This is a genomic window from Natronosalvus rutilus, assembly GCF_024204665.1.
In the GTDB taxonomy this organism is placed as follows: Archaea; Halobacteriota; Halobacteria; order Halobacteriales; family Natrialbaceae; genus Natronosalvus; species Natronosalvus rutilus.
Window position 1 is genome coordinate 3,221,317 of record NZ_CP100355.1, and the last position, 25,407, is coordinate 3,246,723.

Genomic DNA, 25,407 nt, shown 5'->3' on the forward strand with positions numbered 1-25,407 from the left:
GAGATACCTCGTAGTTATCCAGCGAGTACCGCATTCGACGCGCTCGCTATGCGCTCGCTACCGTTGACGGCAGATATTCTCGATCGTCGGGTGAGGTTTGCTTGACCACTCGTGCGAAGCCGTCGCCGCTCGAGCAAACCGAGGACTCGGGTCGTCTCCTCACCGTTAGCCGCCCCTACTCGAGCGAAGGCGGTCGTTTACCCGGTCGTCGATACTCGCGACTCGAGCCAAAAAATCGACCGTCGACTCAGAGCTCGACCGGAATTCGCTCGCCTCGTCTCGCCGAGGCGTAGGCGGCCTCGGTCAGCGCCGTCACGGCGAGGGCGTCTCGAGCGGTCGCCGGCGGTTCGCGCCCCTCCATGACGCTCTCGAGGAACGCGTCCGCGCGCGAGCGTTCGCGACGCGGGTCGATGTAGGGGTGGTACTCCGCGCTCTCGGTGTCGATCTCGAAGACGCGTCGGGATCGCCACTGCTTGCCCTCGAGGTAGACGGCGCCTTCGTCGTCCCAGACGTGGATGTGCTCGCGGACTGCCGGGGCGTCGCCGAGGAACGAGAACGTTCCGGTGGCGCCGTTGGCGAACCGAACGTCGAGGTGTGCCCGTCGGTCGATTCGCTGATCGTCGTCGTGGAAATCCATGCTGGCCCGGACGGATTCGGGCTCCAGGCCCGTCGACCAGAGGACGCCGTCGAGCACGTGGCTGCCAGTGTCGTAGAGGAAGCCGCCGCCCGAGAGGTCGGGGTCGAGCCGCCAGGTGTCCGCGGAGTCCTCGATCCAGCCCTGAGTGATCGAGGCGGTGAGCCAGGTGGGGTCGGTTCCGTCCTCGCTCTCGGGGGCGAACCGGTCTCGAGCCGTCCAAAACGCCGTCTGGAGGTGACGCTGGTAGCCGACCATCAACACTTCCTCGCCCGCTTCGCTTCGATCAGCGAGGTCTCGCGCGCGCTTGAGATCCGTCGTGAGCGGTTTGTCGCAGTAGACGTGGAGTCCCCGGTCGAGGGCGGCGACCACCTGTTCGTAGTGGAGCGTGTGGGGCGTCCCGACCAGGACGGCGTCCAGCGGTGCGTCCTCGAGCATGGCCGTGTAGGACTCGTACCGGTGAGCGTCGTCGACGACGAACTGGTCGCCGACGGACGCCAGCCTGACGGCGTCGAGGTCGCAGACGGCGGCGACCTCGGCGTCAGGGTGGCGGTTGAACTGGTCGCCAACGTACGACCCGATGTAGCCCAGGCCGACGATACCGATGCGAAGGGGTGTGTGGGTACTAGCAGTCGTCACAGGGGTGTCCACACCGCCGATCGACATGGATGTTTGGCCGGGCGCGCGAAACCGGACGGTCCCGCCGTCACCCGCGACGTTTTTGACGCGCCGCGCGAACGACCTCCTATGTCGATCACGCTCTACCAGCTCGAGGGCTGTCCGTTCTGTGAGAAGGTTGCTGACGCGCTGGACGACGCCCAGATCAGCTACGAAACGGTGTGGACGGACGCGATGCACTCCGGACGCGACGAGGTCAAGCGCGTCTCCGGTCAGCGCGGCGTCCCGGTGCTCGTCGACGAGGATCGTGGGGTCACGATGGCCGAATCGGACAACATCCTCGAGTACGTCGATCGAACGCTCGCCTGACCGACTCGAGGGCCGTAGGAACCGACTACGGCGATGGTAGCCGGTGCCTGTCGTCAGTCGGCACGAACTACGCACTCGTGTGCCACTGAATAACAAAGGGGTAAACGGTACTCGGTGACGATGCGGGGAACACACGCCCCGTCGGGTGCGCGATCGGTGCAACTACCCGTCGCCGACTCGACGTTCGCTCGGACGTCGCGGCCGACGGGACGACGCGCTGACAGTCGAGTGCTGTGTCCGTGCCCGTAACTCGAACGTGGACTCGCCCCCGCTTCGAGTACGCTCATGTCTCTCACCAGGGCGGGCTCCCCGCCCCCGCCCGGTTTCGACCGAACGCACTCCCACGAGCCATCGCCAGACAGCGGCTCGGGTGGTGGTGTGGCTCCTGGCCGAACCATTTTGGCGACCGTGCGGAACTATGAGGTCAGCCCTTATCTGACGATTCCGCCGTCACACTCTTCGAGAACCGGATCCACCGCCGTCTCGAGTCCGAGACGAGCGCTATCTCGTTCGCTAAAATACGCATTTCACCTTCCGTGATTTATAGGGGAATCCGAATACAACCCCCTCATATGCAGATAACTCGACGACGGATGTTGACCGCAGCCGGCATCGCAAGCGTCTCGGCGATTGGCGGCTGCCTCGGAGAGAGTGGCGACCTGGGCGCTGGAAATGGAAACGGCAACGGCGACGACAACGACACCGACGACGAGAACGAAACCGAAACAGGGAACGGTTCGAACGACACCGAGAACGGATCGGACGACACCGAGAACGGAAACGGAGACGACGCGAAAAGCGGTAACGGAGACGACGACACGGAGAACGGCTCGAGCGATGACGGGAGCGAATCGGCCGACGTCGGCAACGAGGTTTCCGGCTACGGAACCGTCCAGTACGAGGGGAACGACGGGGAGACGACCGCCGTGCCGTTCTCGAGCCGTGAGGAAGCCGAGTCCTACCTCGAGGTCGAGTCCCGGCAGGATGCGGAGCGCAACGCCATCGTGGACCTCCTCGAGGCGACGGACTTCGAGACGGACTCGCTCGTCGCACTCGAGTCCCAGGGGAACGACGGTTGCGCCGAACTCCAGTTGAAGTCACTCGAGGTGACGGCCGAGAGCGGCATTTCGATGACCGCGGCAGTGGTCGATACCGGTGGCGACGACGAGATGTGCACCCAACAGATCACTAACCTGGGTCTGCTGGTCCGGGTCAGCTACGACGGCGAGGCGCCCTCCAGCGGTTCGGTGACGATCACCGACGGGCAGGGCGGCGAGCACGGCATGGGCTGGAGTTCCGCGAGCGACTCGGCGGAAGGCGGAGACAGCGAATCGACGAGCGAAGACGAGTAGGAGAGAAAGCGGCTCCACTCACTCGAGGGCTGGATCGACCGCTCGCGCTCGCTTGTCGTCGCTCGCCTCAAGCCACCACGCGAGGCGATCGATCTCGAGTGGGCGATAGGTGGTCGTCAGCGAGAGCCACTCACAGGACGCCAGCGTCCGCAGCGGTTCGCTCGTCTCGACCACGGCCGTTTCGGATTCGTGCGCGACGGACTTGAGCAACGACTCGAGTGCGGCGTTCGGCCTGGCCGTGTCGATCCCGGCGAGCTGGCGAAGGTACTGAAACGAGGTCGGGCCGACGCCCGAGACGTCGCCGACTGGATCCAGGTCGTATCGGTAGACGTCGGCTTCGGCGGCCCACGAACACAGCGCTTCGATGTCGGACCGCTCCGGTCGGTTCGCGAGGACGTGGGCCACTTCACAGAACACGCGACGCTTTCGGTCGGCGTGAAAGACCTCATGGAGCCGCTCGTCGTCGGGTTCGAGGTCGGCGACGTCCGAAAAAGACGTGACCTCGCCTCGCTCGAGGAACGTCTCCTCGACGGTTTCGACGACAGATGTCGTCGCGGATCCGCCGTCGGTCGCCGCGGTCGCCGTCGCGAGCATCGACAGCGGTTCGTCGCCAGCCGGTCGGTCGAACGAGCGAAACGAATCGGCCAGCGGCGCATACGGGACGTCGTCGGCGAACCGGTCGAGCACCGCCTGAGGTGAGGCCATGACTCCTGTCGGCACACAACACAGTCGATACAGATAGGTGTACCGCCCGGTGTACTCGGTGGAGATGGAGGTAGAGGTGGAGTTGGAGAGTAGGGCGAGGGTGAGGGTGAAGGTGGAGATGGAGGTGATAGAGGGAGAGAGTGACTTCGCCTACTCCGGTGCGCCGTTCGTGATCGTCGTGTGCGCCCCGATGAGCGCTCCCGCGAGGTCCATATTCTCGAGGCGCGTTTGCTCGTCGATGATCGAACGGCGGATATCGGCGTGGCGAATCTCCGCCTGCGGGAAGATGACCGCGTGATCGAGCGTGGTGTTCTCGAGGACCGCGTCGTCCATCACGTGGACGTTCTCGCCGAGGGTCGTCTCCTCGAGGACCGCCGACTCCGCGACGTGGTTGTCGCCGTCGAGGAACCAGGCGACGGCGTCGAGGTAACTGTCGGGGGTGCCGATGTCGAACCAGGCTCCCTCGAACGTGAACGCGTAGGTCGGCTGGCGGTTCTGCAGCCACTGGATGAACCAGCCGGGCTCGTCCGGGTTGTTTCCCTCCTCGAGGTACGTCGGGAGCAAGGAGAGATCCTCGCGGGGGAAGGCGTAGCAGGCGATCGAGACCAGCGTGCTCTTCGGATCGTCCGGTTTCTCCTGGAAGTCCACGACGCGTTCGTCCTCGAGTTCGACGAGGCCGTAGGATTTGGCCTTCTCGCGCGACCCGACGTCGTAGGCCGCGAGCGTCGGCGTCCCCTGCGCCTCGAAGTAGTCGACGAAGTTGGCGACGTCGAAACTGATGAGGTTGTCTCCGGCGATGACCACCAGGTCGTCGTCGACGTTCTCGCGCTCGATGAGCTGGGCGAGCGCACCGACGACACCGAACTTCTCGTCCTCTGCTGCGGTGTCCTCAACTGACAGGCGCGGTTTCTCGAAGTCCGACGCCGCGAGGTGGGCCTCGAACTCCGCTTCGAAGCGCTCGTTCGTGCTGACGAACACCTCGTCGATCCGCTCGTCGGCCTCGAGGTCGGCGAAGATCCGGTCGATGACGGTCGAGTCGCCGATCGGGAGAAACATCTTCGGTCGATGTTTGGTAATCGGCCACAGTCGAGTCGCGTACCCTCCGGCGAGAACGACGGCCTTCATACACTCGCAATTCACCAGCAGGGTGTAAGACACTTGCCCTTTCTCGAGCAACGGAATGCTCGGGCCTCAGTTCTCGCCGGACCGCGACTGAGACTGACTTTCGACGACCGCCTCGAGCACGACTCCCGCTCCGAACCCGCCCCGTTCGGCCGCCTTCTCCCGACGGCGTTCCTCGAGTTCTTCGACCGACCAGCCTTCCTGGACGCAGCACGCCCGAACCACCTCTAGGACGTCGGCGAGTTCGTCCAGACTTCGGTCCTCGCGGTACTCGGCGCACTCCTCCTCGAGTTTCGCGAGCAACCGGCGGTCGTACTCCTCGTCGTTGGCGACGTGGGTGATCGGTCGCTCGCCGTTGGCCTCGACTACTGTCGGGATCTCGTCGCGGACCAGTTTGTCGTAGATACGCGGCATACGCCGGACGTCGAACGGAACCCACTCGAGCGTGTCGGATCGAGGTGGCGAAAGAGAACCTCTATAACCGACGGGGCGTTCAGTCACGACGAACCGCTATGCCAGAAGCCGACGAAACGACGCGTCAACGCCTCGCCGACGCGCTCCGGGACGAAGCGGCGACCCCGAGCGCGCTCGCGACCCGACTCGACCTGACGACGGGAGCCGTCCTCCGCCACGCCGAACACGTCGCCCGCTCGGTCGACGGCACCGACGAGCAGTTTCTCGTCGCGCCCCCAGCCTGTCGAGAATGCGGTTTCGACGCGTACGACGACCTGTTGAATCTCCCCTCTCGGTGCCCCGAGTGCAAGAGTGAAGCCGTCGACGAACCGACGTTCACCATCGAGTAGTCGGCCGCTCGAGCGGCGGACCCGGCGTATTCGGGCTGTAGCGCTGGCGAGTCGACTCGTGCTGGCGTATGGCCAAGTCGATACGGATATCAGTCGTCGTACCGACAATCGGGATATGAACGATCGAGTGAACGACTACCGAGCGTCTGCGATAGGTGTCGCACAGGGGCGCCGACGCCGGTTTCGTTTCCGTTTGAGCAGACCCCGCTTCGCTCGAGTTCCACCTCGTCCGCGTTCCCGTATCAGTCCTCGTTCCGGTTTTAGTACTTCACACCACACACAACAGTGGCGCTCACGAGTTCGAACCCCCGCCAGTCCAGGAGGGAAACGATGACCCAGCCTCCCGAACCCGAACCCGGTACGCACGGGGCCTGTTCGGAACTGGCGTTCGACCTTCTCGAGTGGCTCGGCGAGCAGCCGGAGTCGGCAGCGACGATCGACGAAACGCTCCGGGCGGTAGCCGCCGAGCGCCGACGGCTGTTGCTCTCCGTGCTCGAGGAGCACGAACAGGAGTTGACGTTACCCGACGCCGCCGAGGAGGTCGCCCAGTGTGAAACCGGCAAGCCGATCACCGAACTGTCGGCCGAGCGCGTCGCGAACGTCTACATCTCGCTGTATCACGACCACCTGCCCCGACTGGTCGACGCCGGATTGCTCGAGTACGACCAGGAACGAGACCTGGTCGCGCCCGCCTCGTTTTGAGCCCGTCGGCCGTGTACGTGGCGTAGACGCCGGACCACGACCGATTTTTGGGAATTGAACGTCAGCACGTCGCGCTCGAGGGCTTCGGTCACCAAGTTACCCGTAGTGGTCTCGCTCGACTCGCTCGTCGAATAGCCTGGCCAGGAGTGACGTCACCGGCCGCTCACGCTCGTCGCCGTCACCGAGAGTGATTCCGTCGACCCGGTCGACCGGACGCACCACCCACGTCGTGTTGGTAAGAAAGACCTCGTCAGCCTGGCGGACGTCCTCTGGCCGGAATCGTCCCTCGTCGATCGGAATCCCGGCGTCGGCTGCGAGTTCGAGGACGACCCGACGAGTAATGCCGGGGAGGACCGCCCCCTCAGTCGTCGGCGTGTGCAGCCCGCCATCGTCGACGAAGAAAACGTTGCTCGTGGCCCCCTCGGCGACGTCCCCCTCGAGGTCGCGAACGAGCGCCTCGTCGGCGTCGTGGAGTTCCTGTCTCGCGAGGATGCCGTTCAGGTAGTTGTGCGTTTTCGCGCCCGCGGGGAGCGCGGCGTCCGGAATTCGGCGCACTTTGACCGTCTGGAGCGTGGCCGGACCGTCCCACACCGACTCGCCCTCGAGGCCGCCCCTCGGGAGCGGTTTGACGTACACCACGACCGTCGGGTCGACCTCGGGCCGGGGGGCGAGCGTGCCGGGCTGGACGCCGCGGGTGATCGACAGCCGGACGTAGGCGTCCGTGAGGTCGTTAGCAGCCAGGGTTGCCTCGATTCTATCGGCCAGTTCCTGGCGCGAGAGGCCGTGCTCGAGCCCGATCGCCTCGCAGGTTCGCTCGAGGCGGTCGGCGTGGGCCTCCCACTCGAAGATCGAACCGCCATAGGCCCGCAGGGTCTCGAACGCGCCGTCGCCATAGCGAAAGCCCCGATCGTCGACGCTGACGGTCGCCTCGGGGGCGGGGACGAGTTCGCCGTCGAGGTGATACAGGCGCTCGCTCGCGGGTTCGTCCTCAGTCATCGTTACCCTCAGAGTTGTCTTTAGGCATCGTTGCCCCCGGATTTGTTTTTAATCATCGTCACCCCCAGCATCGTACTCGGCGGCGAAGGTACAGAACGTCCGGATCATCCGCGTGCCAACCTCGAGGGAGATGCGGTCGCCGCTCGCGTACGCTCGACTCGAGTGATCCGATTCCTCGTCCAACTCGTCGCCGGGTTCGCTATCGGTTGTCCCCGTCAGAATGCTCTCGGGGTGGAACTGGACGCCCAGGTGCGGGCGGTCGCGGTGGCGAACGGCCATCAACACGTCGCGCTCGTCCGTGGTCCACGCCGTCTCGAGCAGGTCGTCCGGAAGCGACTCCCGCTCGACGGCCAGCGAGTGGTACCGACCGACCCGGAGTCGCGCCGGGAGCCCCTCGAAGATTCCCTCGCCCGTGTGCTCGATCGTCGAGGGCTTACCGTGGACCACCTCCGGGGCGTGAACGACCGGCGCGCCGTTAGCCGCACACAGCGCCTGGTGGCCCAAGCAGACCCCGAGGGTGGGGTACGAGAGCTCGGCGAACAGGTCGGTCGTGACGCCCGCGTCGGCGGGCGTTCCGGGTCCTGGCGAGACGACGATGCCGGTCGGATCGAGTGCGCGGACGTCCTCGAGGGTGATCGCGTCGTTCCGGCGGACGACGACCTCGTCTGCGGCCTCCCCGACGTACTGGACGAGGTTGTAGACGAAGGAGTCGTAGTTGTCGACGACGAGGATGCGGGTCGCGCGATCGGAATCAGTCATTGCGATCACCTCTTGTTTCATTACCGGACTCACCGCCGCCGGTCTCGAGCGTCATCGCCGCCCGCTCGCCCAGCGCCGCGTCGATCGCGTTCAACAGAGCCTGCGCCTTCGCGAGCGTCTCGTCGTACTCGCGCCCGGGGTCGGAGTCGTGGACGATCCCGGCGCCCACCCGGAGGTGGTACGCCTCGGCGTGGCGGACGAGCGTTCGGATGACGATGTTGATCGTCGCCCGACCGTCGAACCCGAAGATGCCGACGCCGCCGGTGTACGGCCCGCGCCGGGTCGCCTCGAGTTCGTCGATGATCGCCATCGTCCGGGGCTTGGGTGCCCCCGTGATCGTCCCGCCGGGGAACGTCGCCGCGATCGCGTCGCCGAGGGTCGCGTCGGGTCGAAGGCGTCCGGTGACGTTCGAGACGAGGTGCATGACCTCGGAGTAGCGATCGACCCGGCGGTACTCCTCGACCTCGACGCTTCCGTAGGTACAGACCTTCCCGAGGTCGTTTCGCTCGAGGTCGACCAGCATCGCGTGTTCGGCGCGCTCCTTCTCGTCATCTTGGAGGTCGGCCTCGAGCGCCGCATCCGCCGCCGGGTCCTCACCTCGGGGACGGGTCCCGGCGATGGGTTCGGTGCGGACGAACGCGCCGTCGCGCTCGAGGAGGAGTTCCGGGCTCGCGCTCACCAGGTCCGTGGACCGTCCTTCGAGCAAACAGGAGTACGGGGCCGGGTTCACGGTCCGGAGCGCCTCGTAGGCGGCGACGGGATGGACCGCCGCGGGGGCGACGAGACGCTGTGAAATGTTCGCCTGGAAGGTGTCGCCGTCGCGAACGTACCGCTTGACCTGCCGAACACGGTCGGCGAACGCGTCCCGGCCGCAGGTGCTCTCGAAGGTCGCCTCAGCCGCGTCGACCGGTGGGGGGCCGGCGGTGAGGTCGCCCTCGAGCGCTCGTCGGGCGAGCGCGAGCGCCCGCGAGCGAGCTCGTTCGTAGGTCGCCTCGAGCGCCTCTATATCGCCCGCCGAATCTCCACCCTCGAGCGTCGACGCGTCGATCGACGGACAGGCCGTCACCCGGAGTCGGACCTCTTCGTCCGCGTCAGCCGGACACTCCCACGCCGCGAGTCGGTCGTACACGCCCACCTCGAGTCTGGGCAGCCCGCGGTCGTCGACGGCGCTTCCGGCCAGGTCCTCGAGTTCGCGGGCGACGTCGTAGGAGAGCCAACCGACGACGCCGCAGGGGTAGGGGACGTCGCAGTCGCCACGAACGAGCGACGTGCCCTCGAGCAGTCCCTCGAGGGCGGCGAGCGTCGGCGACTGTGACGCCGGCGTCGTGGTGGATCCGCTGTCGATCGCTGGCGGGTCGAGGTGCTCTGAACCCGATGCCGACCGATCGCGACGCACCGCCGCATCCGGCCCGACCGTCAGCCGCTCGACGGGGTCGACTCCGAAGTAGCCCCAGCCCGGTTGGCCACCGGTCGTCTCCAGGAAGACGCCGGGAGCCGACTCGCGCCGAGCGCGGCGATAGGCGAGAAAAGGGTCGTCGACGGTGACGGCAACTTCGACGGGGAGTCGAATCTGGCTGGCTTCCCCCAGTCCAGGTGCGCGATCGTCGCCGGCATCGGTACGGGCCGTCCTGGCGGCGTCGAGGAACGCCTCCTCGTCCGTAACGACGCGCGGCTGGTTCATGCTCGAGTCGATGTGCGGGTGGCCTAACGCTTTTGCGGTTCTCGCGGCGTTTCGATTCCGCATCGGCTCGATCGCGCAGCGTTTCAGCCTCACGGAGACTCGATCCCGCGTCGTCGCCGTCGCTCGAGGCAGAAAGGAAACCGAACAACGTGTCGAGTTATCGGACTTCCGCCCGGTCGATCCAGCCCTGGAGCCGCTTCGCGGAGATGTCCGTGTCCGCCGAGAGCGAGTCGGCGTCTGCCGTCGCGAGGTCGGCGACGGTTTCGACGCCAGCACCCTCGAGTCGGTCGGCGTAGGCAGGGCCGATGCCCTTGATGACGTCGACCGGCTCCTGGCTGTGATCGTCCGGCACCTTGCTGGCCTCGGGGGTCGCGTCCTCGCTGGTCGGTCCCGTGGCTTCGGCCGGTTCGGCGGCTTCCTCGGCGTCGTCGGGAATTTCGGTCATCGCGTCGGTCGAACTCGAGGCGTCGGTGCCGGTGGCGGCCGTTTCCGCGGCCTCGTCCGTGTCGCTCGATTCGGCTGTGTCGTGCGATTCGACTGTGGCGTCTTCGGTTTCGGTGGCGCCTTCGGTTTCGTCGGCTTCGTCGGTTTCGCTTTCCGCTTCGACGATCGGTTCGTCCGCGACGTCTTCTGCCTCAACGTCATCGTCCTCACCAACGTCTTCGTCGGACGGACCAGTCGGCGATTCGGTCGTCCCCTCCTCCGTCGGCGTCCCCGGATCGGTCGACGTCTCCGCCGCATCCTGGCCTCGTTTGTGTTCGAATGTGACGCCAACGTCACGGCCCTCCGCCGACCGCGAGTCGGCGTCGCTGTCACCGATGCCGAGAAGCGACTGTAGCTTCTGCAGGAGTCCCATTATCGGAGGGTAGTTACCACCGCTACTTAAAGTCGTCTGATATCGGACAGTTGCCGTTACGCACACGGAATACAACAGTTAGAGGCGCGACCGAAGCGCCTCGTTCATCCGACCGACCGGCGCCTCGCGTCCCGTCCACCGCTCGAACGCCTCGACGCCCTGATAGAGCAACATCCACGCGCCATCGACGGTCGCCGCGCCGGCGTCCCCCGCCGCCTGGAGGAGGCGTGTCTCCAGTGGACTGTACACCGCGTCCATTACCGTCAGTTCGTCGTGGAGGGCATCCCTCGAGACGGGGGACGCGTCCTCCTCCATCCCGACGCTGGTCGCGTTGACCAGGACGTCGGCATCCGGGAGCACGTCGGGGAGGCTGTCGAGTCCGCCGGCGGTCGCGCCGGTGACGACTGCGGCGAGTTCCTCGGCTCGCGACACCGTCCGGTTCACGACCGTCACCTCGGCTCCTTCGTCGGCGAGTCCGAACGCGATCGCCCGACCGGCCCCGCCGGCGCCGACCACGACCGCCGACGCTCCCTCGAGGGCGACCTCGTGTTCGCGGAGCGCACGGACGGCGCCGACGGCGTCGGTGTTGTACCCCGCGGGCGGCCCGTCCGGCGAGAAGTCGATCGTGTTCACTGCGCCAATCCGCGCCGCCAGTGGGTCTGGCTCGACGAACGTCAGCGCGTCCTGCTTGAACGGAATCGTGACGTTACAGCCGGCGATCCCGAGCGCCCGCGCCCCGTCGATGGCTCGCTTGAGCGTATCCGGATTCGGGTCCGGCTCGAACGTGACGTACCGGGCGTCGATGTCGAGCGCGTCGTAGGCGGCTTCGTGCATCGGCGGCGAGAGCGAGTGGCCGACCGGATTCCCGAGGAGACCGAAGACCTGCATGCGCGTGAGTGGTTCCCGGGCGGGTATAACGGGTGTGACTCCGGCAGGCTTTCCTGGCGATCTGGTGACCCGCACCGACCGCGTTTCACACGCCTTATACCACCGTCTCGAGTACCACTCCCGTATCGATGGTCGACGGAACACTCCTCTCCACTCTCTTGCTCGTTCTCGGCGCCGGCGCGCTCTTCGGCGGCGCCGAACTCCTCGTCAAGGGCGCCGGCAACCTCGCGCTCGGCCTGGGTCTCCGGGCGGCCACCGTCGGCGTCACCGTGATCGCCTTCGCGACGACTGCCCCCGAACTGTTCGTCGCCATCCTCGGCGCGCTCGACGTCTCCTCAGACGTCGGCTTCGGGACGGTCGTCGGGTCGAACATCGCCAACATCGCCCTCGTCCTGGGGATCTCCGCGCTCATCCGACCGCTCTCGATCAGCGACGCGATGATGCGCCGCCACGTCCCGTTCATGGTCCTCGCGGCCGTCTTGCTCCCCGTGCTCGCCCTCGACGGGCGGATCGGGAAACTCGAGGGGGGAATACTGCTGGCGGTACTGGCCGGGTTCACCGGGTATCTGCTCCACACCGTGAACTCGAGCCCTGCGGCCGCCGAGATGGCCGAGGGGAGCCAGGACGAAATCACCGTACGCGACGTTGCGTTTGTCCTCGCCGGGTTGGTCACTCTGCTCGTCGGCTCTCGTTGGTTGATCTCCGGCGGCTCCTCGCTCCTGCTGGCGATGGGCGTCTCAGAGTTCGTCGTCGGGATGACGGTCCTCGCGCTCGGGACGTCCCTGCCGGAACTCGCCGCCTCGGCCGTCGGAGCCGCCCGCGGGGAAACCGAGTTCACCGTCGGCAACGTCGTCGGCTCGAACATCTACAATATCGTCGCCGTACTGGGGCTACTCGCCGTCGCCGTGCCGATCACGGTCACGGACTCCATGCTCCGGTTCGAACTCCCGCTCGTGGTCGCGTTCACGCTCGTGCTCGTCGGCATGATGTGGCGGGGACGTCGGTTGACCCGGGTCGACGGGGCCGCTCTCGTCATTTCCTACGCCGTGTTCGTCCGGTTCCTGTTCGCCTGACCCGTCTTTCGAACTGATTACTTCCACACCCTCGAGCCCACGATTATTCCGTAGATTGATGCACTTCTGGAGGTAGGTCGACATCGTGCAACGCGTCGTAGCCGACGACGACTGGGTGGCCGACCTCGGTGAGCGCCTGCCCGTGTCGCCGCTCTCGGCACTCGGACTCCTGCTCGCAGCGACCATCGGCTTTCGAATCGCCGTCGAGAACGCCTCGAGCCGGGCGCTTCTCGAGAGTGCGTTCCCGCTGCTCGCGGCGACGGCCGTCGTCCTCGCCAACCGACGGCTGGTCGCAAGCGGTGTCGGCGTCCGCGACCGCCTCACCGTCTTCGCCTACGGCCTCGGCGGCTTCCTGGCCGCCGCACTCGTCACTGCGCTCCACCTGCACGTCCTTCGGCTCGACGGGGCCGGCGTTACGACGCCGCTGTACCTGACACTCATGAGCGGCACTGTCGGGGTCGCCGCCGGAACCGTCGCCGGGCTGTACGAAATCCGCCAGCGATCAGCCGTCCGCGAGGCCAGACGCCAGCACGCGCGCCTCGAGGAGTTCGCGAGCGTCGTCTCACACGACCTGCGGAACCCGCTGAGCGTGGCCCAGGGCCGGCTCCAGGAGACCTGTCGGACGGGCGACCCGAGCCACCTCGAGGCGGTCGATCACTCCCTCGAGCAGATGGACGAGTTGATCGACGACTCCCTGTCGGTCGCCCGAAACGGCACGCAGGTCACCGACCGGGAGCCGGTTCAACTTGTGGACCTCGCCTCGGAGGCGTGGGCCGTCGTCGAGACGGCCGACTCGAGCTACGAACTCTCGGGGAACCGGACGATTCGTGCAAATCCGGCTCGATCGAAACGGCTCCTCGAGAACCTGTTCCGCAATGCGATTGAACACGCCGGACCGGAGACCGTGGTTCGAATCGGCGCGCTCAAAAACGGCTTCTACGTCGAGGACGACGGCCCAGGCGTCCCCGAGGATCGCCGTGAGTCCGTCCTCGAGCAGGGAGTCTCCTCCACGGCCGACGGCTCCGGACTCGGGCTCGCCATCGTTCGCGCCATCGCCGACGCCCACGGCTGGGACGTCGCGGTCGCCGAGAGCGATACTGGCGGCGCTCGCTTCGAATTTACGGGCGTCCAGGGCAGGTGACGACGTTCACTGCCCGTTACCGAAGCGAATTTCAGTAATCCGCATTACAGAAATGATTTTCAGATTACACTTATGCGGATACCGATCCTCTCATTACCTGTATGATGCCACACTACCCCCACATCGAACGCGTCCACGTCGCGTCGGTGCCGCGTCTCGTCGTCTCCCTGGCCATGCTGGTCGGGTTCGTCGGATTCCTGGTCGCGCTGTCGTACCCGATTCCGGCGCTGGCGGCGATCGGTGGCGCCGTCGGGGCGCTCACGGCCGCTCGACTTGTGCGAACGGCGCGGTCCCTCGAGACGGTCCGTCTGCCGGGAACGAAGCGTCGATACCGACTTCACTCGGCCAGACACTGAGTCCGAACCGACTTCCGAACGCGTAGTTGGCGTTCGCTTTTCGACGTCGCCACTAGTCCTCGAGAATGTAATCGATCAGTGCCGAGTCATGGCTCCTCGTCTTCAAGGATGCGATCGATCAGCGCCGAATTGTCGCTCCCGAGGGCCGAGCGAACCAGCAGACTCCCGCCCAGAACAGCCGGGCTGATCACGGCATCCGCGCCCGCCCGTTCGAGTTTGGTCGTGTTTTCCCGATCGGTCGCCGCGGCCACAATCCGCAGGTCCGACGCGAGTTCGCGCGCAGTGAGTACCGAGAGCGCGTCCTCGGCGTCGTGGTTCGTCGCGACGACGGCGGCGACCGCGCGCTCGATGTGGGCACGCTCGAGGGGTGCCTCGTCGCTCGGGTCACCCGTCACGACAGGGATGTCCCGTTCGGCGAGCTCGGTCGCCGCCTCGCGGTCCTTCGTGACGATGACGAACGAGCGCCCGGCCGCGTTGAGTTCGTCGACGATCGGTTCGGTCAACTCGCCGTAACCGAGGACGAGGATGTGATTCTCGAGGAGTTCGAGCTGTGATTCTGTCATCTTTCCGAGTGTCTTCGTGATCCGCGCCTGAATCGCCGGGCCAACCAGCGCCCCGATAGCGATACCGAAGCTGGCGACGCCGAGGACGACGACGGACATGGTGAACAGCTGTGCGTCCGGCGAGGTCGGGCCGATGTCGCCGTAGCCGACGGTGCTCGAGGTGACGAGGGTAAAGTAAAAGGCGTCGAGGAGGTTCGAGATGCCGTCGAAGTCCTCCCGGAGGGCGAACGCGCCGAAGGTGCCGTAGGCCTGGACCCCGATGAGCGCCCCGCCCGCGGCAAGCTGAGTCGTCGTCAACCCGAGTTCGCGGTCGAACTGTCGGCGGGTGATCAACACCGTCGGGAGCGAAATCAGCGAGAGGACGACCAGCGGGATCGAATAGGGGCTCGCCTGGAGGAGCCCCTGAATCGCCGTCATCGGGAGCAAGACGACGGTCGCGTACCAGCCGACCCGCAGACCGCGCCGGAGCGCGAGCGCGCTCGCGACCATCAGGAACCCCGTCAGCGCGCCGGTGAAACCGACGCCTTGCTGAACAATCGCGGGGACGTAGGCGGCGACCGGCCCGAAATCTGCGGCCGGTTGCTCGATGTTGACGATGCCGGTCGCGACCGATAGCAGCGCGACGGCCAGCGAGAGAAGCACCGCCGCTCGCGTCCCGACGATCCAGGTCCAGTTCTGTGGCAATCGCCGGGCCACACGCTCACCGACCATACTCGAGGTGTCGTCGGCCAGCGATTAAACGAACACGGTTTCGGTACCGATTGCGCCGACCGCTCGTCGTTCGCGACGACTCGAGGCGCCCACACCGGCTCGAGGCGAACGCCGCCGGTCCGAATCGCTCGCGACACGCCGCCGATCAGACCAACCGCGTCGCACTCGCCGCGGTCGGTACTGGTTTATCCGATCCGTGACTGACACAACCCATGGCAACGCTTCCGCTCGAGATTCTCCTCGGTCTGTACCTGGGACTGCTGACCGGCATCGTGCCCGCGTTCGCCGCCGGGTCGCTCGGCTTCCTGGTCCGGTACTTTACCGGCGTCGGCCTCCCCGGCTTCGGTGTCGTGGTAATGGCCCTGTCCATCGCGAGCGTCCAGGGCGGCCTCCTCGGGCTGGTGGAACCCGACATCGCCCAGTCACCCCGCTTGCTCGTCGCCGTCCTGGTCGTGTTGATGCTCGCGCTGTACGCCCACAACCAGGGGGACAAACTCGGCGCCGAACTCCCTCGCCACCTCTCGCTGACGGCGCTCCGCCAGCGAACGCTCTCGGCGGACGTCGTCGAGTTCGTCGGCAGCGTCGGCCAGGTGACCGTCCGACCCACCGGCGAGATTCACGACCTGGAGGGGTACCCGCCGCTGTCGCCCGCGCTTCGATCGACGCTGAAAACCGGCTCGTGGCGCTTTCCCGCCGACCTCCCGCTGTCGGAACTGTCGGTTCGCCTCGAGGAACGCCTCCGGACGGATCACGACCTCGCCGACGTCGAAGTCTCCATCGACGAGCGGGGCCAGGCGACGATCGCCGCCGCGCCACCCTCGAGCGGCCTCTCGAAACGGATTCCCGACGGTCACCGGGCGGTTTCGCTTACGACACTCGTCCCGACCGGGACGGCTCGCGGCGACGAAGTCGTCGTCGACGCCGACGGCGAACTCGTTCGAGGCACCGTCTGTAGCGTCCGAACGGAGGTCGACGAGTCGCTTTCGGCCGACGACGCGACTGAGGCTCCGGCGACCGTTGACGCGAACGACGCAAACTCGAGCGACGACGAACCCGTTTCCCCGCCCACAGCGAACGCGCCTCGACTTGCCACCGCCGGGGGCACCGGCCGAATCACGGTCTCTCTGCCACGACGACGTGCGAGAACCGTTCTCGGCGCCGAGTCGATCCGACTCACGGTGTGTGCTCGAGCGACCGAAGACGCGTTCGAGGCGTTTTCGCGCCTCCGAGAGGCCGGCTACGCGATTAGACGGGCCGCGCTTCGAACCGCCGACGCGGCTCGTCGACTCGAATCCGAGGGGAGCGACCTCGTCTGTCTCGCCCGCAGGCGGCCGGACGCGGGCGACGCCGGCACCGCGCGAAACTGGCAGTTCGGTGCCGACGTCGAGGGACCGCTCGAGGCCGGCGACGAGGTGTACGTCGCCGGTCGCGAACCCGACGTCGAGGCGTTCCTCGAGCCCGACACGCGAGCGACCGTCACCGAGGGGGTACGATGATCGTCGCCCCACTCACGAACCCGGTTCTCCTCGTCGACGGAATTTCCCTCGTGTCGACGGGAACGTCGGAACTCGTCCTCGATGCGGTCGTGCGGATTCTCGGGTTCGTCGTCCTCTCGGGGGCCATCGGCGCCGGCGTGGCATTCGTCTACCGGTGGTACAGCGGCGACGGTATCCCGGACGGCGTCGCAGTCCTGTCGGGGCTCGTCGCGGTCGCCCTGTGGCTGAACACCCAGACCGCGCTGCAGTCCGCCATTCTGGGAGACGCCGACGTGCTCGACCCGTTGACGGCGACCTTTACTATCGCGTCGTTCGTCGCGAGCGCGATCGCGGCCGACGGCGGCCGCCGAACGGGCGACGGGCTGGCGGCAGACGTCGGCACCGTTGCCACCGCCCGGACCATCGACGACGTGAGCCAGCTGGTCAGGTCGGCCGGACGGGTCATTACCATCGACCTCCCCGACGAAATCGAGGACGCCGAGGGCTACGATCCGGTCGACGACGACACGAAAGCGGCCGTCGCCGGTGAGACGCTGCTGTTTCCCCGTGGACTCACCGTCGCTACCCTGCGCGAACGCCTCGTCGACCGTCTCGAGGCCGATTACGGCATCGGCTACGTCGACCTTGAGGTGAGCCAGGATGGGACGATCGACCACCTCGCGGTCGGGAGCGTTCCGTCGGGCATCGGGCCGACCCTCGCGCCGGGGTCGGTCGCCGTGGCGGTCCGCGCCGATCCGGCCCCGGACGCCAGCCCCGGCGACGTCGTCGAGGTCTGGTCCGCCGACGGTCCTGACAGTCGCCGCATCGCCACGGCTGACCTCCGGGCGACAGCAGGGGACGTCGTCACGCTCGCGATCGGCGAAGACGACGCCGCCGACCTCGAACCCGATCGCGAGTTCCGACTCGTGACGCGGCCCAGCACGGCCGACGCAAGTCGGGAACTCCGGGCCCTGTTGCGGACGGCCGACGCGACCGTCGCGACGGTCTCCATCGAGGCTGACGACACCCTCGTCGACGCTCGAGTCGACGCGCTGCCTGGACTCCCCCTCGTGCTCGAATCGTCGGAAGGCGGCTGCGGGGAGACGACTCCTGCACTGGTACCGTTCCCCGAAAGCGACCGGCGCCTCGAGGTCGGTGACGCCTGCTACGTCATGGGTCGGCCAGACGAACTGGCCCAGGCCCGGGTTCGAGAGCGGGAACGGGAGCGGTAGCTACTTGCCTCCAGCGACGATAGCGGCGAGTATGACCACGTCCACATCCACGTCTATGGAATGGAAGCTGTTCGCGGATCTCGCCGAGCATGCGGGTGACCGCGAGGTGTCCGTGGCCGCCGATCCAGGCGACACTGTCGGGGACGCCCTCGACGCCCTGCTCGATGACCGACCGGCGCTGGCCGAGCGCGTCCTCGAGGACGGCGAGTTGCGCTCCCAGATCAACCTCCTTCGCAACGGTGCCGACGTCAGGTCACAGGAGAAGGGACTCGAGACGGAACTCGAGGCGGGGGACGAACTGGCGCTGTTTCCGCCGGTTAGCGGCGGCTGATCGAGGTCGGGGTCTTTCAGTTTCGGTTGCGGTTACAGTTTTAGTCGCAGTCTTGGTCGCAGTCGAGGTTTCGGTCACAGTCACTGGTGCGGAATACCCGCAAGTCACAACAGGAGCGTCAACACCAGTCGAATCGCCGCTCCAGCGACGAGCGTGACGATCAACAGCACCGTCGTAATCACGACGATCGGGGGAAGCTGTTTCTCCTCGTAGGTAAACAGGGTGTCTCCGAGCGACATACTCGAGGCTCCGAGCCTCGACAGTTAACCCTTTCGTCGTGTTGCGGTGGAGATGGTGAGTTGTGTTTCGGAGGTAGAAATGGTGGATTCCGTTTCGAACGACGACTCGAGATGCGCCCCCTCACTCGACCTGCCCACGAGAGCCGCTGAGATCCACCTCGAGGACGAAATCCGGCTCGTCCGAAATCGGCGCCCCAGCGAACGAGGCGTCGCTGACGGCGTCGACCGTTTCGGGGATCAGGACGCGCGTCCGGTCGGCCTCGAGGCGGGCCGCGTCCCTGGCAATCGCGGCGAACAGCGAGCGGGCGGCGTCCACGTCGTCCCAGGCGCTGACGCCGTACTCGACCCAGTGTTCGGTGTCGCCCGCCTCCGTTTCCCGGTCGTAGGTTCGGTTTCGGTAGCTCACGCCGGCGACGCCGCTCGGCCGGTCGACCGTGAACACGCCCTCGTCGGCGGCGAAGTGCACGAGGTCCGTTCGGGAGAGTTCCCGCAAAGCCCACGATTCGTCCGGGTCCAGCGCCAGTCCCTGGAGGTGGTCTCGAGCCGCGCTCTGGCTCCAGGAACGCCACGCTCGGGCTGCGTTGTCGGCGGTCGACACCGAATCGGGACCGGACGCATCGGGGTCGGGGGCGGGGTGGGCCCAGCGGAACTCCGTCGCGGGTTCGTACCCGGCCGACCGGGACGCTCCGAGCGCGGGTGCGTTCCAGGAGAAGATCATCAGCCGGCCGACGGTCGCCCCGCGTTCGCGCGCCCAGTCGAAACATGCTCGATTGAGGCGTCGGCTGAGGCCACGACGGCGATAGTCGCGGTGAATGCGCAACCCTTGGAACCAGGCCTCGTCGGGCGAGAGCACGACCGCCTGGACGAGTCCGGCAACGGCGACGTCGCCGTCGCCGTCGCTCCCGCTCGCGTCCACAAGGAACGTCCGCTTGTGGTCGTCGTCGGGGTCCTCGAGCCAGTCCGGGTAGACGTACTGGAGGTAGTCCCCGCCGCGGTCGGTCCAGATGTCGCTCGTCAGTTCGACGACCGCGTCCTGGTCCTCGAGTGTCGCCCGCCGGATCTCGAGGGCGTCGTCAGCGTTGGCGTCGTCAGCGTCAGTCCCGTCGCCAGGTTTGGTGTGACTGTCGCCCATGGCTCACCGCTGGCTCTCCCACGGGACGGATCGCTCCTGAATCTCTCCCGCGAGCGAGGTTCGCATGGCCTCCTCGAGGCCGTCCGCGTTCGCCAGCGCCCACATCAGCTTCACCTTCGCGGTGCCCGGCAGCATGTCCTCGCCCTCGAGGACGCCCGCCGCGAGAAGGTCCCGGCCCGTGTCGTAGACGCGGTCACAGACTCGCCCCTCGAGACACTGGCTGGTCACGACGACCGTCGTACCCTCGTCGACCAGTTCCTCGACCTTTGGAATCAGGTCGGTGTGGACGTGGCCGAGCCCGGTTCCCTCGAGGACCAGACCCGCCGACCCTGCGGCGACGTCGAGGAAGGCGGGGTCCATTCCGGGGGTGAACTTGACCAGTTCGACGTCCTCCTCGAGGTTGGCTTCGACGGCGAGGTCGATCGCGTCGCGTTCGCGGTACTCGCTGCGGAAGGTGACCGACTCGCTGTCGTAGTCGACCTCGCCGACCGGTTCGGCGCCGACGGTCTCGAACGCGTCCCGTCGCGAGGTGTGGTTCTTTCGGACCCGAGTTCCGCGGTGAAGCGCGCAGGTCGTGTCGCTCTCGCTCGCGTGCATGCAGACGAGCACCTCCGCGCAGTCGCTTTTGGCGGCTTCGACGGCGCAGACGGCGTTCATGACGTTGTCCGAGGACGGCCGGTCGGCCGAGCGCTGGCTGCCGGTGAAGACGACGGGGACCGGCGTCTCGAGCATGAACGCGAGCGCCGATGCGGAGTACTGCATCGTGTCAGTCCCGTGCATGACGACGACGCCGTCGGCGCCGTTTTCGATCTCCTCGGCGACGGCCTCGGCGAGGTCCTGCCAGATCGGCGGCTCCATGTTCTCCGAGAGGATGTTGGCGACGACCCGACCGCGGTAGTTGGCTCGGCCCGCCAGGTCGGGGACGGCACGGAGGACGTCCTCGGCGTCGAACTGGGCGGTGACGGCACCTGTCCGGTAGTCGACCGTCGAGGCGATGGTGCCGCCGGTCGAGATGAGCGCGATGGTGGGAAGGTCCTCGTCGAACTCTATTTTTGAGGTCGCATCGGACTCCGCCTGCGCGCTCTCGACGTCGTAGACGTCCTCGGCGAGCACCTCGAGGTCCGCCTCCTCGCGGTCGATGCCGACGTTGTACCCCCCCTCGAGTTTCACCACGACGTGCTCGTCGGTGCTCGAGGGGAGCAGTACGCCCTCGTACGTCCGGCCAGAGCGATCGACGCGGATTCGATCGCCGGGGGCTGGGGTCTGACTCATGGTGGTCGCTTTCGCGTCGTCGGACTTGAAAGCACGCTTTCGGGCCGGGTGACGGTGTTCGGCTCGCGGAACGGTCACTTTCATTTACCCGGAATCCGGTCGCGTCGACCAGGGGGATATACAAGCCGCTGGCCCCCGAACGGGAAGACGTGGCCCCGGAACACGTGCTCGTCCCACTGGATGGGTCACCGTTAGCCGACGATGCGCTCGCACACGCCCTCGAGACCTTCGGCTGCCCCATCACCGTGTTGAACGTCGTCACCCCGCTCGACGCGACCATGAGCGAAGGTGGCGTGCTGGAGACCGACGAAGAGCGACTCGAGGCGGCACGCAGCCATGCCGAGGAGGCGATTCGGCGCGCTAGTCGCCAGGTTGCGACAGAGAAGCGGACGATCGAAACGGTGGTCGAGACCGGCGAACCGGCCGAAACGATCCTCGCGTACGTCGATACCGAAGACGTTGATCACGTCGTACTGGGTGGCCACGGCGGCCCCAGGATGGGCGCCGTTCGCCGCCTGCTCGGCACCGTGGCGACGACCGTGGTTGGCGAAGCGCCGGTATCGGTGACGGTCGTCCGGTGATGGTCGACCGGTGGACGGTGAACCTATCTTCAACTCGTCCCCAGGAGCGTCGACAACAGCCGGTAGAGGCCGAATCCGATTCCGATAGACGTGACCAGCGTGAGCACCCAGAAGAGCACCGTTACCCCGATTTTTCGTCGGGAGACGCCGGCAGATCCGGCGGCCAGTCCACCGCCGATCACGCCCGAGATGATGATGTTGTTGAACGAAATCGGAATGCCCAGCGCGATCGCCGTCTGGGCGATGACGAACCCCGGCACGAGCGCCGCAATCGAGCGCCGAACCCCCAGCTGGGCGTACTCTCGCGACGTCGCCTGCAGCAATCGCGGCGCCCCCATCCACGCCCCCGCCAGGATGCCCGACGCCCCAATGACGAGCAATACGACGCTCGGGAGCCCGAGTTCGGTCCCATAGAGCGCCTCGAGCGGCCCGGTCGCCAGGCCGACCTGGCTACCGCCGCTACTGAACGCGACGATGGCGCCCAGGACAAGGAGGAATGATCGAATACCCCGTTCGACCGACGCAACCACCTTCCGACGGATGAACTGAAAGCTGAGGGCGGCGAACACGACGGTTGTACCGACGACGGACGGATCGACGCCGAGGACTGTTGGGCTTCCGAGGGCATGTGAAACCAGTTCCGCGATCGATCCCTGCGAGCGGTCGGGGTGGGGAATCACGCCGAGTCGAATATTGGCGAGAATGCCCGCGACGACGGCCGCCAGCACCGGAACGCCGACCGTTTCCGGGATGTCGTCTCTGCGGAGGAGTTTCGCCGTCAGGAACGCGATACCGCCCGACGACGGCGGGACGAGTAGCCAGAACATGACGATTCGTCGGTACGTGCCGAACGCCGGGTCACCACCGAGCGAAAGGCCGACGCCAACCATCGCGCCGGTGGTCGCGAAGGCAGCCGGAACCGGATAGCCGGAGTAGACGCCGAACGACATGAACGTCGCCGCGACCAGCAGTCCCGTCGTCGCGGCCAGCGGCGTAATCGCGGTGCCGCGGATGAGTTCGGCGCCGACCGTCTCGGAGATGCTCCCACCCTGCGTGACGGCACCCGCTGCCGCGAGTATTCCGATCAGGAAGGCGGCCCGCAACGTCGAAACCGCGTTCGCACCGATCGCCGGCGCGAACGGCGGCGAGTTGCTGTTCGCACCGAGTGACCACGCCATGAACAGGCACGCGATCGTCGCGAGTCCGACGAACGTCCAGAACGCCAGTGTCAGCGCCAGCATCGTCGTCACCGTCATCGTCGCCAGCGTCAGCGCCGCTAGCGTCACCGCCACCGTTACCCTCGTCTCCAGAGTCCCCTGAGTTTGTCGAGACGAGACGGGCTAACGACGTCACCCGAACGCGCGAGGATGACCGTCTCGTCGATTCGAGGGATGACCCGCTGGGGAATCGACCCGACGAGTCGCCGCTGAATCGCCCCCTGGCGCGTCACGCCAAAGACGAGCACGTCGTGATCCGGTGCCAACTCCGCTATCGTCGCGGAAACGTCGTCGCCGGTTCGAACCGCCGTCTCGACCCGGACGTCGGGACTGAAATCAGGGCTGGCTCCGGAACCGGGCGAATCCTCGAGCAACTGCACCCCGGCCTCGAGGTGATCGCGTGCGGCGCCCTCGTCGATGTCGGGTTCGACGATCGAGAGAAGGTGTACCGTCGCGTCGTTGCGGGCGGCGATAGCCTTCGCTGCATGCGTCGCCGGTCGAACGTGGGGGCCGCCCGCCACCGGCACCAGGATCGAATCGACGCCGTTCGCTTCGTAGCCGATTCGCTCGACGTAGAGGTCGCACGGTGCGTTCTCGATGAGATTGTCGAGGTTCGTGCCGAGGATGGCGTCGGTTCGACTCCGACTGTCGTGCCACCCGATGACGAGTGCCCGCGCGTCGGTGCGTCTGATCGCCTTGAGTACGCCGTCGGCCATCGTTCGACCAACGACGATCTCGCGTTCGATCGGGACGTCCTCGGGGGCGACCGCGATTGCCGCGTCGAGGAGATCCCTGGTATCCTGGGCGAAGCGTTCGATGATCGTTTCGTCGGTGTACACCGAAAACGGCGAGGAACTGGGTTTGACGGCGACTGAAACGATCGTGACGTAGCTCTCTAGGAGGCGGGCGAGGTCGCTGGCGGTCCGGACCAGTTGCTCGGCGTGTTCGGGATTCGCGACCGCGACCAGTACCGGTCGGTTCTCCGGAGAGCGGTCCATCGGGCCTAGTTCGACGGGGAGAAACGAATAGTTATGGTTTACCTGATGGTCTCTCGAGGACGACCTGACGGCGTACCCGTGGCTCGAGCCAGTATTGCGACGATCCGACGGCCCCCATGGCTCGAGCGGGCGTCGCGACGGCCTGGCGGCTACCGTGGACATCGAAACGACGTGCCGATCGCTCGAGTTTTTGCGACGGATTCGGAAATCCTACCGTAACGGCTCCAGGAGCCCCACCGCGGCGACTCACAGACCGGTGTACGAGAGGAACGCGTACCCCAGGAAGACGAACCCCAGCACGCCGCCAGACAGGGCGATGAGCCCGCCGATAACCCGCATCGTGGTCGTCATGACCGTCGGATACTCCGGCTGGGGCTCGAGGTTGGCCACGAGCACGAACGCGAGTGCACTCGCTCCGAGGGCGAAACAGCCGAACGTGAGAAACGCGAGCGTCCTCATCGAGGCGAGCGGGTCACGTCTCCGCCGAGCTATCGTACAGCCGTTCGAACTCCCACTCGCCGCGGATCAGTTCGTCGACGCCCTCGGTGAGCGTGACCTCGCCGAACACGGTCGCCCGATAGTACGTGTACAACCCGTCCTGATCACGTTCCGTGCGCTGGCGTTTTTCGAGGAGTCCCACGTCCACGAGTTCGTTGAGGTGGTAGTGGAGAGTGCTGTCGTCGACCCCGATCGCTTCCTCGAGTTCCTTGGGGCTCATGTCGCCGCCGTGGACGAGTCGGTACAGGATCTCGTAGCGGGTTCGGTGGCCGATGGCGGCGTGCATCGCGAGGTACTCCTCGAGGCGGAGGACACTCTGTTCCGGAAGCAGGTCTTCCGGGTCCTCCGGGGCGTCTCCGCCGGCCGCGTGCGCTCCATTGGTCGCCATCTACGTCGACCTACGAGCGTCGGATTCTTAGCTGTTGTCGAGCCGAGACCTCTCAAAAAGTGCCTGTTTTATATATTATCGCTGAGCACCCACTCGCATGGGCGAGATTACGCGCGACGTGATCGTCGATCGGCTGGGGTCCGTGAAGTACGATCGGTTTCTCTTCTACCTAATGGGACCGTACAAGTCGTTCAACCTCAACTACGTCTTGAGCGAGGAGGAGCGTCGAGACATCGACATCGAGGACCTCCCCGGGCCGTTACGCCGGCTGTTCCGGAGCAAAGACGAGATAGACGGGGCGCAGGCACTGTTGCGGCGCGTACAGGGAGCGCTGCGAGCCGACCCAGGAGTCAACGCGTTTCTGGCGCTCGATCCCGAGATCGACACCGACGACGTGGACGCGGTGACCCAGAGCCTCGAGTACACGCGGTGTAGCAACGCGACGGCGTTCGTCGTGCCGTTTCTCGGCCACAACTTCGGCGTGGGCGAGGAGGCCGGAAGCATCCTCGAGACGCTCTCGGAAACCCACGGCGACCGGCTGGTCTTCGTTCACGAGGACGACGTGACGAGCGCGATGATCCGCTCGGCGAGAGTTCGATGGGACCTGCGAGTCGAAACTTACGAAACGGAGGCCGAACTGGTCGACCGGCTCCGGCGGTTCGCGGGCGGCATCATGCAACGGGAACGACGCGGTTCCCTCGAGCGGTTGGATTGA

At 66.4% G+C, this 25,407-nt stretch carries 29 protein-coding genes; 12 read left to right on the plus strand and 17 right to left on the minus strand.

Annotated elements, in window-relative coordinates; genetic code table 11:
- Positions 1-247 precede the first annotated feature (247 nt).
- Positions 248-1,300 carry a Gfo/Idh/MocA family protein gene (locus NGM29_RS15565; RefSeq protein ID WP_254157393.1) on the minus strand — a complete coding sequence of 351 codons (1,053 nt, stop codon included), beginning with the start codon at positions 1,298-1,300 and terminating at the stop codon, positions 248-250.
- 81 nt (positions 1,301-1,381) lie between these two features.
- On the opposite strand from NGM29_RS15565, the gene NGM29_RS15570 reads away from it, so the two are divergent.
- On the plus strand, positions 1,382-1,621 hold the full coding sequence (locus NGM29_RS15570) for a glutaredoxin family protein (protein WP_254157395.1): 240 nt from the start codon (positions 1,382-1,384) through the stop codon (positions 1,619-1,621).
- Between the two features lie 572 nt (positions 1,622-2,193).
- A complete protein-coding gene (locus NGM29_RS15575; RefSeq protein WP_254157397.1) occupies positions 2,194-2,973 on the plus strand; it encodes a hypothetical protein in 780 nt (259 codons plus the stop codon).
- 18 nt (positions 2,974-2,991) lie between these two features.
- Here NGM29_RS15575 and NGM29_RS15580 read toward each other — a convergent pair whose 3' ends face one another.
- From NGM29_RS15580 to NGM29_RS15590, 3 genes are all read right to left on the minus strand, one after another.
- Positions 2,992-3,678, minus strand: coding sequence for a hypothetical protein (locus NGM29_RS15580; protein WP_254157399.1), 687 nt, complete (start codon positions 3,676-3,678; stop codon positions 2,992-2,994).
- Positions 3,679-3,828: 150 nt separating this feature from the next.
- Entirely contained in the window at positions 3,829-4,803 is a 975-nt protein-coding gene (locus tag NGM29_RS15585) for a nucleotidyltransferase family protein (protein ID WP_254157401.1), read from the minus strand.
- A 66-nt stretch (positions 4,804-4,869) separates the two neighbouring features.
- Positions 4,870-5,214, minus strand: a complete 345-nt coding sequence (locus NGM29_RS15590; protein WP_254157403.1) for a nucleoside triphosphate pyrophosphohydrolase — start codon at positions 5,212-5,214, stop codon at positions 4,870-4,872.
- 98 nt (positions 5,215-5,312) lie between these two features.
- Between NGM29_RS15590 and NGM29_RS15595 the strand changes: the two genes are divergently transcribed.
- Positions 5,313-5,603 (plus strand): transcriptional regulator, encoded by a 291-nt coding sequence (locus tag NGM29_RS15595; RefSeq protein WP_254157405.1) that lies wholly within the window; start codon positions 5,313-5,315, stop codon positions 5,601-5,603.
- A gap of 330 nt (positions 5,604-5,933) precedes the next feature.
- Positions 5,934-6,305 (plus strand): DUF7344 domain-containing protein, encoded by a 372-nt coding sequence (locus NGM29_RS15600; RefSeq protein WP_254157407.1) that lies wholly within the window; start codon positions 5,934-5,936, stop codon positions 6,303-6,305.
- Between the two features lie 96 nt (positions 6,306-6,401).
- Here NGM29_RS15600 and NGM29_RS15605 read toward each other — a convergent pair whose 3' ends face one another.
- The 5 genes from NGM29_RS15605 to NGM29_RS15625 all read right to left on the minus strand — a co-directional run bounded on the left by NGM29_RS15605 (position 6,402) and on the right by NGM29_RS15625 (position 11,485).
- Positions 6,402-7,301 carry an aminotransferase class IV gene (locus NGM29_RS15605; protein WP_254157409.1) on the minus strand — a complete coding sequence of 300 codons (900 nt, stop codon included), beginning with the start codon at positions 7,299-7,301 and terminating at the stop codon, positions 6,402-6,404.
- Positions 7,302-7,349: 48 nt separating this feature from the next.
- Positions 7,350-8,060 carry an anthranilate synthase component II gene (locus NGM29_RS15610; RefSeq protein WP_254157411.1) on the minus strand — a complete coding sequence of 237 codons (711 nt, stop codon included), beginning with the start codon at positions 8,058-8,060 and terminating at the stop codon, positions 7,350-7,352.
- Positions 8,053-9,741: an aminodeoxychorismate synthase, component I gene (pabB, locus tag NGM29_RS15615; RefSeq protein ID WP_254157413.1), complete on the minus strand. Its 1,689-nt coding sequence runs from the start codon at positions 9,739-9,741 to the stop codon at positions 8,053-8,055. The genes NGM29_RS15610 and pabB overlap by 8 nt, the downstream gene beginning before the upstream one ends.
- A 157-nt stretch (positions 9,742-9,898) precedes the next feature.
- On the minus strand, positions 9,899-10,597 hold the full coding sequence (locus tag NGM29_RS15620) for a helix-hairpin-helix domain-containing protein (RefSeq protein WP_254157414.1): 699 nt from the start codon (positions 10,595-10,597) through the stop codon (positions 9,899-9,901).
- Positions 10,598-10,675: 78 nt separating this feature from the next.
- Positions 10,676-11,485, minus strand: a complete 810-nt coding sequence (locus NGM29_RS15625) for a shikimate dehydrogenase (protein WP_254157416.1) — start codon at positions 11,483-11,485, stop codon at positions 10,676-10,678.
- 128 nt (positions 11,486-11,613) lie between these two features.
- On the opposite strand from NGM29_RS15625, the gene NGM29_RS15630 reads away from it, so the two are divergent.
- The 3 genes from NGM29_RS15630 to NGM29_RS15640 all read left to right on the plus strand — a co-directional run bounded on the left by NGM29_RS15630 (position 11,614) and on the right by NGM29_RS15640 (position 14,055).
- Positions 11,614-12,558, plus strand: a complete 945-nt coding sequence (locus NGM29_RS15630) for a calcium/sodium antiporter (protein WP_254157418.1) — start codon at positions 11,614-11,616, stop codon at positions 12,556-12,558.
- Positions 12,559-12,643: 85 nt separating this feature from the next.
- Positions 12,644-13,699: a sensor histidine kinase gene (locus NGM29_RS15635; RefSeq protein WP_254157420.1), complete on the plus strand. Its 1,056-nt coding sequence runs from the start codon at positions 12,644-12,646 to the stop codon at positions 13,697-13,699.
- A 101-nt stretch (positions 13,700-13,800) separates the two neighbouring features.
- Positions 13,801-14,055, plus strand: a complete 255-nt coding sequence (locus NGM29_RS15640) for a hypothetical protein (protein ID WP_254157422.1) — start codon at positions 13,801-13,803, stop codon at positions 14,053-14,055.
- Positions 14,056-14,141: 86 nt separating this feature from the next.
- Here NGM29_RS15640 and NGM29_RS15645 read toward each other — a convergent pair whose 3' ends face one another.
- Entirely contained in the window at positions 14,142-15,329 is a 1,188-nt protein-coding gene (locus tag NGM29_RS15645) for an NAD-binding protein (RefSeq protein WP_254157424.1), read from the minus strand.
- Between the two features lie 212 nt (positions 15,330-15,541).
- Between NGM29_RS15645 and NGM29_RS15650 the strand changes: the two genes are divergently transcribed.
- Genes NGM29_RS15650 through NGM29_RS15660 form a run of 3 tightly spaced genes read left to right on the plus strand, consistent with a single transcriptional unit; the run spans position 15,542 to position 18,367 of the window.
- Positions 15,542-16,825 carry a DUF8167 domain-containing protein gene (locus NGM29_RS15650; RefSeq protein ID WP_254157426.1) on the plus strand — a complete coding sequence of 428 codons (1,284 nt, stop codon included), beginning with the start codon at positions 15,542-15,544 and terminating at the stop codon, positions 16,823-16,825.
- A complete protein-coding gene (locus NGM29_RS15655) occupies positions 16,822-18,036 on the plus strand; it encodes a DUF8167 domain-containing protein (RefSeq protein WP_254157428.1) in 1,215 nt (404 codons plus the stop codon). Before NGM29_RS15650 ends, NGM29_RS15655 begins: the two co-directional genes overlap by 4 nt.
- Before the next feature lie 55 nt (positions 18,037-18,091).
- Entirely contained in the window at positions 18,092-18,367 is a 276-nt protein-coding gene (locus tag NGM29_RS15660; protein WP_254160599.1) for a ubiquitin-like small modifier protein 1, read from the plus strand.
- Positions 18,368-18,471: 104 nt separating this feature from the next.
- Here NGM29_RS15660 and NGM29_RS21190 read toward each other — a convergent pair whose 3' ends face one another.
- The 3 genes from NGM29_RS21190 to gatD form a co-directional block, all read right to left on the minus strand.
- On the minus strand, positions 18,472-18,606 hold the full coding sequence (locus NGM29_RS21190; RefSeq protein WP_256548168.1) for a hypothetical protein: 135 nt from the start codon (positions 18,604-18,606) through the stop codon (positions 18,472-18,474).
- 121 nt (positions 18,607-18,727) lie between these two features.
- Complete coding sequence (locus NGM29_RS15665) at positions 18,728-19,738, minus strand: GNAT family N-acetyltransferase (protein ID WP_254157430.1); 1,011 nt, start codon at positions 19,736-19,738, stop codon at positions 18,728-18,730.
- A 3-nt stretch (positions 19,739-19,741) separates the two neighbouring features.
- A complete protein-coding gene (gene gatD, locus NGM29_RS15670; protein ID WP_254157432.1) occupies positions 19,742-21,010 on the minus strand; it encodes a Glu-tRNA(Gln) amidotransferase subunit GatD in 1,269 nt (422 codons plus the stop codon).
- A 149-nt stretch (positions 21,011-21,159) separates the two neighbouring features.
- On the opposite strand from gatD, the gene NGM29_RS15675 reads away from it, so the two are divergent.
- Entirely contained in the window at positions 21,160-21,591 is a 432-nt protein-coding gene (locus NGM29_RS15675; protein WP_254157434.1) for a universal stress protein, read from the plus strand.
- 29 nt (positions 21,592-21,620) lie between these two features.
- Here NGM29_RS15675 and NGM29_RS15680 read toward each other — a convergent pair whose 3' ends face one another.
- The 4 genes from NGM29_RS15680 to NGM29_RS15695 form a co-directional block, all read right to left on the minus strand.
- On the minus strand, positions 21,621-22,832 hold the full coding sequence (locus tag NGM29_RS15680) for an inorganic phosphate transporter (RefSeq protein WP_254160601.1): 1,212 nt from the start codon (positions 22,830-22,832) through the stop codon (positions 21,621-21,623).
- A 53-nt stretch (positions 22,833-22,885) separates the two neighbouring features.
- The gene (locus tag NGM29_RS15685) at positions 22,886-23,806 is read right to left on the minus strand and encodes a universal stress protein (RefSeq protein WP_254157436.1); all 921 of its coding nucleotides are present in this window, start codon (positions 23,804-23,806) and stop codon (positions 22,886-22,888) included.
- Positions 23,807-24,052: 246 nt separating this feature from the next.
- Positions 24,053-24,265 (minus strand): hypothetical protein, encoded by a 213-nt coding sequence (locus NGM29_RS15690; protein WP_254157438.1) that lies wholly within the window; start codon positions 24,263-24,265, stop codon positions 24,053-24,055.
- 13 nt (positions 24,266-24,278) lie between these two features.
- The gene (locus NGM29_RS15695) at positions 24,279-24,692 is read right to left on the minus strand and encodes an ArsR/SmtB family transcription factor (RefSeq protein WP_254157440.1); all 414 of its coding nucleotides are present in this window, start codon (positions 24,690-24,692) and stop codon (positions 24,279-24,281) included.
- A 97-nt stretch (positions 24,693-24,789) separates the two neighbouring features.
- Here NGM29_RS15695 and NGM29_RS15700 point away from each other — a divergent pair, with 97 nt between their 5' ends.
- Positions 24,790-25,407, plus strand: a complete 618-nt coding sequence (locus NGM29_RS15700; RefSeq protein WP_254157441.1) for a DUF7509 family protein — start codon at positions 24,790-24,792, stop codon at positions 25,405-25,407.